The sequence below is a fragment of the Synechococcus sp. KORDI-49 genome, assembly GCF_000737575.1.
Lineage (GTDB): Bacteria > Cyanobacteriota > Cyanobacteriia > PCC-6307 > Cyanobiaceae > Parasynechococcus.
Window position 1 is genome coordinate 2,212,607 of sequence record NZ_CP006270.1, and the last position, 12,202, is coordinate 2,224,808.

The following is a 12,202-nucleotide window of genomic DNA, read 5'->3' on the forward strand; positions in this document are numbered from 1 at the left end:
TCTAGCGGCGCTACCGGGAGGCGTTCGTCATGCACATCGGTGGACGGTGCGATAAAGAAGGTGCACGGTTCAAGCCCTGTCTGTGGCGCACACCCTCGTCATCGTTGAGAGCCCCACGAAAGCCCGCACCATCCGCGGCTTTCTTCCGAAGGGGTTCAAAGTGGAGGCGTCCATGGGCCACGTGCGGGATCTGCCCAACAACGCCAGCGAGATCCCTGCATCCGCCAAAGGCCAGAAGTGGGCCAATCTCGGGGTGAACACGGAGTCGGACTTCGAGCCCCTCTACGTGGTGCCGAAGGACAAGAAAAAGGTCGTCAAGGAGCTCAAGGACGCCCTGAAGGGGGCCGAGCAGCTCCTGCTGGCGACGGACGAAGACCGCGAAGGCGAGAGCATCAGCTGGCACCTGCTCCAGCTGCTCGCTCCCAAGGTTCCCGTGAAACGCATGGTGTTTCACGAGATCACCAAGGAGGCGATCGGCAAGGCCCTCGACCAGACCAGGGATCTGGACATGGAGCTGGTGCATGCCCAGGAGACCCGGAGGATTCTCGATCGCCTCGTTGGCTACACCCTCTCTCCCCTGCTCTGGAAGAAGGTGGCCTGGGGACTGTCGGCCGGTCGTGTGCAGTCCGTGGCGGTGCGGTTGCTGGTGCAGCGGGAGCGGGCCCGCAGGGCCTTCCGCAGCGGCAGCTACTGGGATCTCAAAGCTCAGCTGGAGCAGGGGGGCAGCGGCTTTGAGGCGAAACTCACCCATCTCAGCGGCAAGAGAATCGCCACGGGGAACGACTTCGACGAGAGCACCGGTGGCCTCAAGGCCGGCTCCGATGTGCTTCTGCTGAGCGAGAAGGAGGCCCGCGCTCTGGCGGAGACGGTCCGCTCAAGTCCCTGGAGCGTGGATGCGGTCGAGGAGAAGCCCACGGTGCGCAAACCGGTGCCTCCGTTCACCACGAGCACGCTGCAGCAGGAGGCCAACCGCAAGCTGAGGCTCTCCGCACGCGAAACGATGCGCTGCGCCCAGGGGTTGTATGAGCGCGGTTTCATCACCTACATGCGCACCGACTCGGTGCATCTCTCGGATCAGGCGATCAGCGCCTCGCGAAGCTGTGTCGAGTCGCTCTACGGCAAGGAGTATCTGAGCAAGGGCCCGCGGCAGTTCAGCACCAAGGCCCGCAACGCGCAGGAGGCCCATGAGGCGATCCGTCCCTCGGGAGAAAGCTTCCGCACGCCGGGAGACACCGGTCTGGACGGGCGCGATCTGGCGGTGTACGAACTGATCTGGAAACGCACCGTGGCCAGCCAGATGGCGGAAGCCAGGCTCACGATGCTGTCGGTGGAGCTCAGTTCCGGAAAGGCCGGTTTCCGGGCCAGCGGCAAGCGCATCGACTTTCCCGGCTTCTTCCGCGCCTATGTGGAAGGCAGCGATGACCCCGATGCTGCGCTGGAAGGCCAGGAAGTGCTCCTGCCGACCCTTGCGGTGGGGGATTCGCCAACACCGAAACAGGTGGAACCGCTGGGACACCAGACCCAGCCGCCCGCTCGGTTCAGCGAAGCATCCCTGGTGAAGATGCTGGAGAAGGAGGGAATCGGCCGCCCTTCCACGTACGCCTCGATCATCGGCACGATCGTGGATCGCGGTTACGCCACGTTGCAGGGGAATGCCCTGACGCCGAGTTTCACGGCCTTTGCCGTGACCGCTCTGCTGGAGGAGCACTTCCCCGATCTGGTGGACACCAGCTTCACCGCCAGGATGGAGAACACCCTGGATGAGATCTCCCACGGCAAGGTTCAGTGGCTGCCGTACCTCGAGGGGTTCTACAAGGGCGATGAGGGACTGGAGACCCAGGTTCAGCAGCGGGAGGGAGACATCGATCCCGGTGCGTCCCGCACCGTGGACCTCGAGGGACTCTCCTGTGTGGTCCGCATCGGTCGCTTCGGGGCTTATCTGGAGTCCAAGCGCGTCAGTGAGGAGGGGGAGGAAGAGCTCATCAAGGCCACCCTGCCGCGGGAGATCACGCCGGCAGATCTGGATGAGGAACAGGCTGAACTGATCCTGAAACAGAAGGCTGATGGGCCGGAAGCGCTGGGTGAAGATCCGGAAACCGGCGATCTGGTTTACCTCCTCTTCGGTCAGTACGGCCCCTATGTGCAGCGAGGCCAGGTCAGCGACGACAACCCGAAGCCGAAGCGGGCATCCCTGCCGAAGGGCCAGAAGCCCGAGGATCTCAGCCTCGATGATGCGCTGGGTCTGCTGCGGCTCCCCAGGCTTCTGGGGGAGCATCCCGATGGCGGCAAGGTTCAGGCCGGTCTCGGTCGTTTCGGGCCGTATGTGGTGTGGGACAAGGGCAAGGGTGAGAAGGACTACCGCTCCCTCAAGGGAGAGGACGATGTGCTGGCTGTGGGTCTCAGCCGGGCGATGGAGCTGCTGGCCATGCCGAAGCGTGGTCGGGGGGGGCGGACGGCCCTCAAGGACCTCGGCAAGCCCGAAGGCAGCGAGGAGACCATCCAGGTGTATGACGGCCCCTACGGTCTGTACGTGAAGCAGGGCAAGGTGAATGCCTCCCTTCCGGAGGGCAAGGGAGCGGACGATGTGACCCTGGAAGAGGCGGTGGAGCTGCTGGCGGCCAAGGCGGCAGCGAAGAAGGGCACCCGCAAGGCAGGGGCGGCCAAAGCGACGGCCAAGAAGCCGGCCGCGAAGAAACCGGCGGCTAAGAAGCCCCCCGCCACCACCAAGAGCGGTCGGCTGCGGGCCAGTGCCGTGCGGGTGATCAAACCGGGCGACAGCTGATGCTTCGCTGGCTCTGGCTGTTGCCTCTTGTGCTGTTGCAGGCCTGCGCCGGCAGTCCGCTCGCGGAACAGTTCGAGCGCAGCTTTGATCCTGAGGTGAACGGCGTCTCGCCGACGCCCCCTTCGCCCGGGTCGCGCGCGGTTGAACGGTCTTCGGATCCGGTCGAGGCCAAGGACCCTGCTCCTGCTGAGGACAACGAAGCAGACGATGCAGACAAGGCTCAGGCCAGACAGCCGGATCCCCTGCCGAAGAGTCCAGTGACAGCCGCTGAGCAGATGGCGGATCCCGTTGCGGAGGTGGTCTCCGCCGCGCCGCAGCGTCCTTCACTGCCCTACCGGGTCACGATCCGGCTGGCGGGAGCCGATCCTTCCGCTCCCGCCGAGGCGGTCACCCGTGCCCTGCGGGATGCGTCGGTGGCCTTCTCCGTCGAGAGGATCGAGGCCGTGGACGATCCGACGGTTCCCGGCGAAGGCCCATGAGCTCAGAACCGGCGCCGCTCAGCCGTCAGCAGGCCCTGCGCTTGGTGGAAGGGGCCTATCTCGCCGCCACCACGGGGCTGATCTGGCTGGCGCTCTACTACCTGCCGGTTGGTGGTGCGCTGTTCCGGCTGGCACTTCCGCTGCCCATCGCGTTGCTTCAGCTGCGGCGCGGGGGCCGATCCGGCCTCGAGGGAATGCTGCTGGCCGTGTTGCTGCTCACCGCTCTGATGGGGCCTGTGCGGGGCCCTCTGCTTCTCTTTCCCTACGGCTCCCTGGCGTTGTGGCTCGGGTGGTGCTGGTGTCGTGGTCTGAGCTGGTGGCTCAGCTGGCCTGTTGGGGTGGTGCTGGGCACGGCCGGCTTCCTGGTGCGTGTGATCGTCCTGTCGCTTCTGGTGGGGGAAAACCTCTGGGTGGTGATCACCCGAGCCGGCGCCTCGCTGCTCGACCGGCTGATCGCTGTGCTGCATCTGCCCATCACTCCGGATCTCTCAACCGTTCAGCTGATGGCCCTGGCACTGGTGGTCGTCCAGGAGGTGGTCTACGTGATCTCCCTGCATGCGCTGGCCTTCTGGATCTTCCCGAGGCTTCGCTCGCCGATCCCCGAACCACCCCGTCTCCTGCATGCGCTGGTGGCCCTTGACCCGCTCTGAAGCATTCGGGTTGCCACCTGGATGCCGGGTTCTGGGTGACTGTTGCCCGGCGGAACTCATTCATCACCATCTGCGGGTCTGGAGCGACCGGATCGGTCGGCTCGATCTGCTGCTGGTGCTGGCAGCGACATCCACGGCGGAACAGGACGGCATCTCCGCTGCTGGCGCCACCGCCGCTTCGCGGCGTCTGACGGCGGTCGCCGATGCCGAACTGCTGCTCGACGGACCGGCGGTCGCCCGCCGCTGGCCGCTGCCTCCCCTGCCCGCCGGTGTGTCGCCGGCCCTTCTGAGTCATGCGGTGCTCCCATGGGTCCCGCTGAACCCTTCGGTCGTGGCCCTGGGGCTTCCCGTGGAGCCGGATTTCCCTCATCTGCGCTTCGAGGGGGCTGCGGAAGGGCCGGCGAACTGTGTTTCCACCGGTCACGCCATGAGCGCTGATCGGGTGCAGCGGCTCTGGAGGCAGGGGAAGCGTCTGGGGCGCCGGTTGCGCCGTCCTCTGGTGCTGGCGGAATGCGTGCCGGGAGGCACCACCACGGCTCAGGCGGTGCTGACTGCCCTGGGGTTGCCGGTGAACGGACTGATCAGCGGCAGTGCGCGGCAACCGCCCCACGCCCTCAAGCGCCGGCTCGTCGCTGCCGGACTGGATCAGGCCGGCCTCGGGCCGGATCCGGCCGCGGAAGCCGTCGTCGCGGCGGTCGGTGATCCCTTCCAGGCGCTCACAGCTGGTCTGCTGGTGGGGGCGGCCGATGGCTCCCAGCCGCTTCTTCTGGCCGGCGGCAGCCAGATGGCGGCGGTGCTGGCGCTGGCCATGGCGGCGTCATCGGAGGATGGCCGTCAGCGACTGTCTGAGCGGGTGATGCTCGGCACCACGGCCTGGCTGGCAGAGGAACAGTCCCCGGGCGAAGACCGCCCGCCTCTCGATCGTCTGATCGATGCCCTGGCGGCACGGTTCCGGGTCGGCACGGTGGCCCTCTCCAGCGGTGTCCGCTTCCACAACAGCTGCCATCAGCAGTTGAGGGATTACGAGCACGGCTACGTCAAGGAGGGAGTCGGTGCGGGTGGTCTGCTGCTGCTGGCTCAGTTGCAGGGCATCAGCCCCGCGGATCTTCAGGGCAGCTGCGACCGGGCGATGCAAGCGCTGCTGGAGCCACCCGTAACGTCAGGGCCATGACACCTCACTTCACCGGCTCCACTGGTCTCAGCCGGCGGCGTCTGCTGCAGCTGTTCGGTGGTGCCGGTCTGGCGGCCCTGGCCGGTTGCGGGTCAACCTCTGCGGCGCCGAGGTTGCTGGCCCCCAAGGACGGGATTCCACGACCGTGGCGCGAGGCCCTGCCATCGCCATGGCGGTTTCTCCCCACCTCCAGCATGGATCTCTGGGCCGATGCGGAGCTGGAGCAGCCGGATCTGCTTGCGCTCAGTGATGGCTGGCTGGACAGGATTCCAGCTGATCAGCTGCAGGCTCTCGGAGCGCCTCCGCTTCAGGGGAGGCTCGATGCCAAGGCCCGTGCGTTTCTGGCGTCCCTTCCCACCCAACGGGCCGCTCAGGTTCTGCCGGCGGGAGTCAGTCCCTGGGTGATGATCGCGCGTCGCCGAGAGCCCTGGCTGGGGGCTGCCCGCCGCAGCTGGGACGTGCTGCTCGATCCGGCTCTCCAACAGCGCATCGTCTTGCCCGCCAGTCCCCGCTGGGTGATGAACCTCGCCGATCAGCTCGATGGGGATGATCCACTGCCGCGCCTGAGGCGGCAGCTGCTGACCCTGGATGACCGCCAGGCACTCAACTGGTTGCTCAAGGGGGAGGCACGGCTGGTGGTGCTGCCTCTGCAGCGCTGCATGCCTCTGCTGAGACGGGATCCACGGCTTACGGCCGTGTTGCCGCAGTCCGGAGCGCCCCTGCACTGGACACTGCTGGTTCGTCCTGCCCAGACCAGGGAGCCGTTGCCGCGCGCCTGGGTTGAGCAGGCCTGGTCTGAGCCGATGGCGAGCAGCCTGCTGCGTCAAGGCTGGCGGCCGCCGCTGAGCCGGCGGGAGCTCGAGCCTGCAGGACAGTCGATTCCAAGCCGCTGGAGACAGCTGGTGCTCCCGGATCCGGAGATCTGGTCCCGCTGCTGGTCTCTGCCGCCAGTCCCCGGGTCTGAGCGGAACCAATTGGTTCAGCGCTGGACGCAATCAGCCCCATAGGCGCCGCCGGGGAGAGGCCTTCAGGCGCCGGTGCGTGTCCTCCAGCAGATCCGGGATCGGCAGTTGATGGGGACAGCGCGGCAGACAGTCACCGCAGCGCTCGCAGGCGGAGGCATCCAGCGATTCCCACCAGTGCCCGGCGCGGGCGATCAGGTTGTAACGCTCCTGGCAGAAGCCGCTCAGGTCATGGCCGACCGCCAGGTTGCGCAATCGCAGCAGATCCGGAATCGGCACCTGCTGGGGGCAGGGCAGACAGGCGCGGCACTGGCCGCAGTGGTCGGCGCCGAGCCGCCGGAGTCTCTGGCTCTGCAGGCGCTCCAGCGCTGCCTTCTCGCTTGAGTCCAAGGGGCCGTCGGCCGCGGCGAGGGTGGCCGCCAGCTCCAGATCCCTTGCCGCTTCCGCTCCGATCGTGAGCGTTGAAACACCGGCCGCGAGCAGGAACCGGTAAGCCAGCGTCAGTGGCGGAATGGGCCGGCAGTCGTCGACCAGGGTCGGGCTCGGGGCCTGAAGCCTCCCCCCCTTGTCAGCCGGTGAGATCGCCATCACGCCGAGGCCGTGGTCGAGAGCCCACCGGGCCAAGGGGATCCGCGTTGGGTCGAGCAGGTGCAGATGCAGGCTGCAGAAGCGGAAACGTCCGGATTCGAGCGCGGCTTGGATCAGCCTCGTATCGCCGTGGCTGCTGAAGCCGACCTGGCGTGCGAGGCCACGGTCCATGGCCCAGTCGAGCAGGGCATTGCCGTCCCCCTGGAGAGCCCACTCGAGATGCTCGGGACGGTTGATTCCATGCACCGCGAGGTTGTCGAGCTGGGGACGGTCGAGGCGCCGCAGCATCGCTTCCAGCTGCTGCTGGCCCTCCTGGAAGCTCAGGCCCGGCAGAAGTTTGCTGGTGATCACCCAGCCGCCTTCGGGCACGGTTCCGCTTCGCTTCATGGCTTCCCCCAGGAACCGTTCAGCGGGTCCGTAGGCCGGTGCGGTCTCCAGGTGATTGATTCCGGCGCTGACGGCTGCTTTCAGCACGGCCTCCATCTGTTCGATGGAGCCCAGAGCCCGCATCGTTCCGAGGGTGAACAGGCTGATGGCGCGACCGTCCCCGAAGCGCCGTCTCATTCCTCGGATGGTTCGTCCTGCTCCCCCCGCTTTCTCAGATGGCGCACCAGAGCTGCCGGACTGAGGTCGTCCACGAACCGGTTGAAGGCACTCTGATCCTCGGCATCCGCCTCGGCGTCGACGGCGATCGATGCTTCCGCCACCACCTCCTCCAGCATCCAGATGCTGCTGCCCGTGCGGACGGCCAGGGCAATCGCATCACTTGGACGCGCATCCACCTGAAGTGGGTCGTCAGGGTCGTCGTCCAGCGTCTCCTCCTGACTGGGATCCTGGTCGGAGCGCAGTTTCAGCACGGCGTGGAAGGTGCTGTCCTCAATGGCGTGAACGATCACGCGTTCCAGCTCGAGACCGCCTGCCGTCAGCAGTGATGCCATCAGGTCGTGACTGAGGGGGCGCGGGGGCGCATCCCCCTGCAGACCCGCCATGATGTTGTGGGCTTGGGCCTGATCAATCCAGATCGGGACCTGACGGCGTCCGCTCGGATCCCGAAGAAGCACGATCGGCGTCCGACTGGACGCATCCAGGGCGATGCCGGCGACGCTCATCTCCACCATGGCGAAGTCCCCGGCTTGACCGATTATGGCCAAGGGATCCTGTTGGGCGAGCAGCCATGTTCACGGGGCTTGTTCAGGCGGTGGGTCGGATCCAGCGGCGTTCCGCTGCGGTGCTGATCGAGGGGTGCAGCGGGTTCGGTCCGCTGCAGATCGGCGACAGCGTGGCGGTTGACGGGGTCTGTCTCACCGTGGCGGAGCTCTCCGGTGATGGTTTCCGTGCCGATGTCAGCGAAGAGACACTGAGCCGCACCACTCTCGGAGCCAAGGCGGATCGGGGGGGAGCCGTGAATCTCGAGCCCGCGCTGCGCCTGACTGACCGTCTCGGGGGGCACATGGTCAGTGGTCATGTCGATGCCATCGGCACGGTGGCGTCCGTGGAGGCCTTGCCTCAATCGTGGGAACTGGCCTTGCGCTGGCAGGATCCTCGCTTCGGACGCTACGTGTGCGAGAAGGCCAGCATCGCCGTCGATGGCATCAGTCTCACCGTGGCGGACTGCTCGGAGGATGGGGTGCACTTCACCCTGGCGGTGATTCCCCACACCTGGGGGGCCACGACACTGCGGCAGCTCGCGGTCGGAGACAGGGTGAACCTGGAGGCTGATCTGCTGGCCCGTTACGCCGAAAGGCTTCTGGCGGCCGGGCCGATGGTTGCAGAGAACAGAACCCGTTCGTCAGAGCCAGAGCTCGATCGCTCCTGGCTTGACGATCACGGCTGGACCTGATCCGATCCGTCCTGCTCGAGGTCAGCGCCGTTCTGTTCAAGAGGCAGCAGCCAGATGGCACCGGAATCACGGTGCAACTCGATCTTGAATTCCTGGCCGGGTTCAAGCCCGAGACGCCGGGTGTAGGCGTGGCCGATCAGCAGATTGCCGTTGCCGTGAACTCGTGTGCGGAACTCGGCCTGGCGGCCTCGTGCTCCACCGGAATGACCGGAGCTCTTCGGCAGCGTCCAGCCCTGTTCCTCGGCTTTCGCTTCCACCAGCGCACGGCAGAAACTTTTCTGCAGAACACGTCCACTGGGACCGACGTAGCCGCATCCCAGCGCGATCTCTTTCTCTGGCCTATCGCTCAGAGATCTGGCCTTGTCGAGCAGTTCTTTGCCGACCAGCATTTCAAGCACTGATTCAATTGAATTCTGACGGTGCTTCTCAGCGCTGGCAAGGCATCAGAGCAGATACAGGATCACAAACAGGATCACCCAGATCCCGTCCACGAAGTGCCAGTACAGCTCAGCAGCCTCCAGGGGGAAATGATTTTCCGGGCTGATTCGTCCACCGTTCGCACGTGCTTGCCACCACACGATCAGAGTCATCAGAGCTCCAAGAGTCACGTGCAGGCCGTGAAATCCTGTCGCGGCAAAGAAGGTGCTCGCGTAGAGGTTGTCGGTGAGGCCGAACGGCAGGGTGAAGTACTCCACCATCTGACTCACCAGGAAGGCCAAGCCCAGCCCGGCAGTGACCAGCAGCCAGCTTCGACAACGGGCCATGGCATTCAGGCGCAGGGCCTGCCCGGCTTTGTGGAACGTGGCACTGCTGACGAGCAGCAGAACCGTGTTGAGGATCGGCAGTGGCAGCTCCAGCTCGTAGATCGCTCCGCTCGGCAGGGGATTCACGGCCTTGAACGTGAGATAGGCCGCGAAGAATCCGGCGAAGGTCATGCCATCCGCCACCAGAAAGGTCGCCAGGCCGAACATCCGGTGGTCCGCATGCTCCTCATGGCCGTGGTCCGCCTGCTCGAGGCTGCTGTTTTCACTGGGGAGGGTGGTGGTCATTTGCCGCTGCTCCAGAGGTCACGGCCGGTTGTGGCGGCCAGGTCAAGTTGCTCGGCGGGGACTCCGTAGCCGTACGGCTCCTCCACCAGGGGTGCTTCCCCGATCCAGTTCTCGACCGGTGGCGGGGAACTGGTGAGCCACTCGGGTGTGAGAGCGTTCCAGGGGTTGTCTCCGGCAACCGGACCGGCGATGGCGCTGCGGATCACATTCCAGAGGAAGGGAAGGGTGCTGATGGCCATCAACAGCGCTCCCACCGAGCTGATCTGGTTGATCAGGGTGAATTGCGGGTCATATTCGGCGACACGACGCGGCATGCCGTTGAGTCCGAGCCAGTGCTGCGGTCCGAAGCAGAGATTGAAGCCGATGAAGGTCAGTGCGCAGTGCAGGCGCCCAAGGTCTTCATTGAGCAGGCGTCCGGTGAATTTCGGATACCAGTGGTAAACGGAGGCAAAGATCACGAACACCGACCCACCGAAGACGATGTAGTGGAAGTGAGCAACCACGAAGTAGGTGTCGTGCACGTGGATGTCGAAGGGAACCTGGGCCAGGGCGACTCCGGTGATTCCGCCCAACACGAAGTTCACGATGAAGCCGCAGGAGAAAAGCATGGCGCTGTTGAGATTGATCCTTCCCCCCCACAGCGTTGCCAGCCAGTTGAAGAATTTGATGCCAGTGGGAACGGCGATGAAGGCGGTGGCGATTGTGAAGAAGAGGCGCATCCACGGTGGCGTGCCGCTTGTGAACATGTGGTGGGCCCAGACGACCAGCCCGAGGATCACAATCGCCATGATGGAGTACACCATCGTGACGTAGCCGAACAAAGGCTTTCTGGCGTGAACCGGCAGGATCTCACTCACGAGGCCGAAAGCCGGCAGGACCATGATGTAAACGGCGGGATGTGAATAGAACCAGAACAGATGCTGATAAACCACAACATTCCCCCCCAGCGTTGGATTGAAGAATCCCGTATGAGCAACGATGTCGAAGCTCAGGAGCACCAGAGTTCCTGCCAGCACAGGCGTTGAGAGGACGACCAGGATGCTGGTTCCAAGCATGGCCCAGCAGTACATCGGTAGCTGCATCAGTTTCAGCCCCGGTCGCCGCAGCTTCAGAATCGTGGCGATGAAGTTGATTCCTCCGAAGATTGAACTGCCTCCCAGAAGCAGAACGCTGAGGATCCAGATGATCTGGCCTGTTGCCGGGGTTGTGATGCTCAGCGGGGGGTAGGCGGTCCAGCCCGACTGGGCTGCTCCGGTGAGGAAGTAACTGGTGATCAGCAACAGTCCGGCTGGAGGGATGAGCCAGAAGGCCACAGCATTCAGCCGAGGGAAGGCCATGTCACGGGCCCCCACATAGAAGGGAATCAGGTAGTTACCGAAGGCACCGTTCACCACGGGAACGATCCACAGAAAGATCATCACCGTTCCGTGCAAGGTCAGCACCTGGTTGTAGACATCCCGTGCCATGAAGTCGGAGACAGGGCTGGCCAGCTCGGTTCGGATGGCACCAGCGAGGGCTCCACCGACCAAATAGAAGAGGAATCCGCACACCAGATACTGCAGGCCGATCACCTTGTGGTCGACGCTGAAGCTCAGGTAGCGGAGCCAGCCGGTTGGCTGCAGCCGTGGGGGTGAGACGAGGGTGTCCGAAGGGGTTGCAACAGTCATGTCAAGCGTTGGCAACGGGTGTGGTGACGTCGGTCTCGGGTTTGGCATTGCTGCTGAACCACTCGTCCCAGGCATCGGCTTCCTCAACGACCACGGTGGAACGCATCCCTCCGTGGTACGGGCCGCACAGTTCGGCGCAGACGATTGGGTAGCGGCCGGGGCGTGTCGCGGTGAAACTGAGCTGAGTCGGCTGGCCAGGGATCACGTCCTGCTTGAGGCGGAACTCCGGAACCCAGAAGGCGTGGATGACATCCTTGGCTTCCATCCGCAGCGTCACCGGGCGACCCGCAGGCACGTGAAGTTCCCCGGAGATGATGTCTCCCTGCGGGTAGTGGAAGAGGAAGGCGAACTGCATCGCCGTCACGTCGATGGGAAGCGCGGCTGGTGCCGTCGCCGCGTCTTCGATGGAGCCGGAACTGATGCCACCCCAGATGCGCTCCTCGCCGGCTGCGGCACCGGATGTGGCCATGTGGTCGTGGGCGAGCGGGACCATGCCGCCCATCCGGTCATAGATGTCGTAGCTGTACAGGCCGACGAAGAGAACGACGATGGCAGGAACTGCAGTCCAGAAGATTTCCAGCGGCAGGTTGCCTTCCATGGCAATGCCATCCCCCAGTTGTCCAGGACGACGCCTGAAGCGAATCAGACTGAACACCAGAAGTCCGACGATCCCGATAAACAGGATGGCTCCAATCGTGAATAAAACCTGAAAAAGTTCGTCGTAGATCGGAGCGTTTGCGCTCGCATCAACGGGCAGGAGATTGAAGCTCTGTCCGATCCATAGCCCTGTGAGGACAAGGATCATGCCGATCACAAGAGTGACGATGGCGGAAGGGATCTGCACCCACGTGGACCCTGACTCCATTCAGCGTATGGAGGTGGACCGGTATCTCCATGGATGGATTGTTAAGCGTGGGTGAAAATTGTTCAATGGCACACGTGAACGAAAGGTTTGGGTCATTTCGTGTCAGCAAAAGTGGATCGATGAAGAGCTGGGATGTTGTAGTCGTCCAC

At 64.5% G+C, this 12,202-nt stretch carries 12 protein-coding genes; 6 read left to right on the forward strand and 6 right to left on the reverse strand.

Annotated features, from left to right (window positions below; all coding sequences use genetic code 11):
- Positions 1 to 82: 82 nt before the first annotated feature.
- The 5 genes from topA to KR49_RS11140 are packed head-to-tail and all read left to right on the forward strand — an operon-like array spanning position 83 to position 6,089.
- A complete protein-coding gene (gene topA / locus KR49_RS11120; RefSeq protein ID WP_043695374.1) occupies positions 83 to 2,782 on the forward strand; it encodes a type I DNA topoisomerase in 2,700 nt (899 codons plus the stop codon).
- Positions 2,782 to 3,261, forward strand: coding sequence for a hypothetical protein (locus KR49_RS11125; RefSeq protein WP_043695377.1), 480 nt, complete (start codon positions 2,782 to 2,784; stop codon positions 3,259 to 3,261). Before topA ends, KR49_RS11125 begins: the two co-directional genes overlap by 1 nt.
- Positions 3,258 to 3,911 carry a DUF2232 domain-containing protein gene (locus KR49_RS11130; protein WP_043697402.1) on the forward strand — a complete coding sequence of 218 codons (654 nt, stop codon included), beginning with the start codon at positions 3,258 to 3,260 and terminating at the stop codon, positions 3,909 to 3,911. Before KR49_RS11125 ends, KR49_RS11130 begins: the two co-directional genes overlap by 4 nt.
- Positions 3,883 to 5,082 (forward strand): nicotinate-nucleotide--dimethylbenzimidazole phosphoribosyltransferase, encoded by a 1,200-nt coding sequence (locus tag KR49_RS11135; RefSeq protein WP_043695380.1) that lies wholly within the window; start codon positions 3,883 to 3,885, stop codon positions 5,080 to 5,082. Before KR49_RS11130 ends, KR49_RS11135 begins: the two co-directional genes overlap by 29 nt.
- Positions 5,079 to 6,089: an ABC transporter substrate-binding protein gene (locus KR49_RS11140; protein ID WP_043695383.1), complete on the forward strand. Its 1,011-nt coding sequence runs from the start codon at positions 5,079 to 5,081 to the stop codon at positions 6,087 to 6,089. Before KR49_RS11135 ends, KR49_RS11140 begins: the two co-directional genes overlap by 4 nt.
- On the opposite strand, the gene KR49_RS11145 is transcribed toward KR49_RS11140, so the two are convergent.
- Complete coding sequence (locus KR49_RS11145) at positions 6,078 to 7,196, reverse strand: aldo/keto reductase (protein ID WP_043695385.1); 1,119 nt, start codon at positions 7,194 to 7,196, stop codon at positions 6,078 to 6,080. The two genes, KR49_RS11140 and KR49_RS11145, sit on opposite strands and share 12 nt — an antisense overlap.
- Positions 7,193 to 7,750 (reverse strand): bifunctional nuclease family protein, encoded by a 558-nt coding sequence (locus KR49_RS11150; RefSeq protein ID WP_043695387.1) that lies wholly within the window; start codon positions 7,748 to 7,750, stop codon positions 7,193 to 7,195. The genes KR49_RS11145 and KR49_RS11150 overlap by 4 nt, the downstream gene beginning before the upstream one ends.
- A gap of 56 nt (positions 7,751 to 7,806) precedes the next feature.
- On the opposite strand from KR49_RS11150, the gene KR49_RS11155 reads away from it, so the two are divergent.
- Complete coding sequence (locus KR49_RS11155; protein ID WP_043695389.1) at positions 7,807 to 8,472, forward strand: riboflavin synthase; 666 nt, start codon at positions 7,807 to 7,809, stop codon at positions 8,470 to 8,472.
- Here KR49_RS11155 and KR49_RS11160 read toward each other — a convergent pair.
- From KR49_RS11160 to KR49_RS11175, 4 genes are read right to left on the reverse strand one after another with little or no spacing between them, the layout of a single operon-like run.
- Positions 8,457 to 8,861: an AbrB family transcriptional regulator gene (locus tag KR49_RS11160; protein WP_052378245.1), complete on the reverse strand. Its 405-nt coding sequence runs from the start codon at positions 8,859 to 8,861 to the stop codon at positions 8,457 to 8,459. The genes KR49_RS11155 and KR49_RS11160 overlap by 16 nt on opposite strands.
- Before the next feature lie 54 nt (positions 8,862 to 8,915).
- A complete protein-coding gene (locus KR49_RS11165; protein WP_043695392.1) occupies positions 8,916 to 9,521 on the reverse strand; it encodes a cytochrome c oxidase subunit 3 in 606 nt (201 codons plus the stop codon).
- Positions 9,518 to 11,188 (reverse strand): cytochrome c oxidase subunit I, encoded by a 1,671-nt coding sequence (gene ctaD / locus KR49_RS11170; protein WP_043695395.1) that lies wholly within the window; start codon positions 11,186 to 11,188, stop codon positions 9,518 to 9,520. Before ctaD ends, KR49_RS11165 begins: the two co-directional genes overlap by 4 nt.
- A 1-nt stretch (position 11,189) precedes the next feature.
- Positions 11,190 to 12,032, reverse strand: coding sequence for a cytochrome c oxidase subunit II (locus KR49_RS11175; RefSeq protein WP_043695399.1), 843 nt, complete (start codon positions 12,030 to 12,032; stop codon positions 11,190 to 11,192).
- Positions 12,033 to 12,202: the final 170 nt, after the last annotated feature.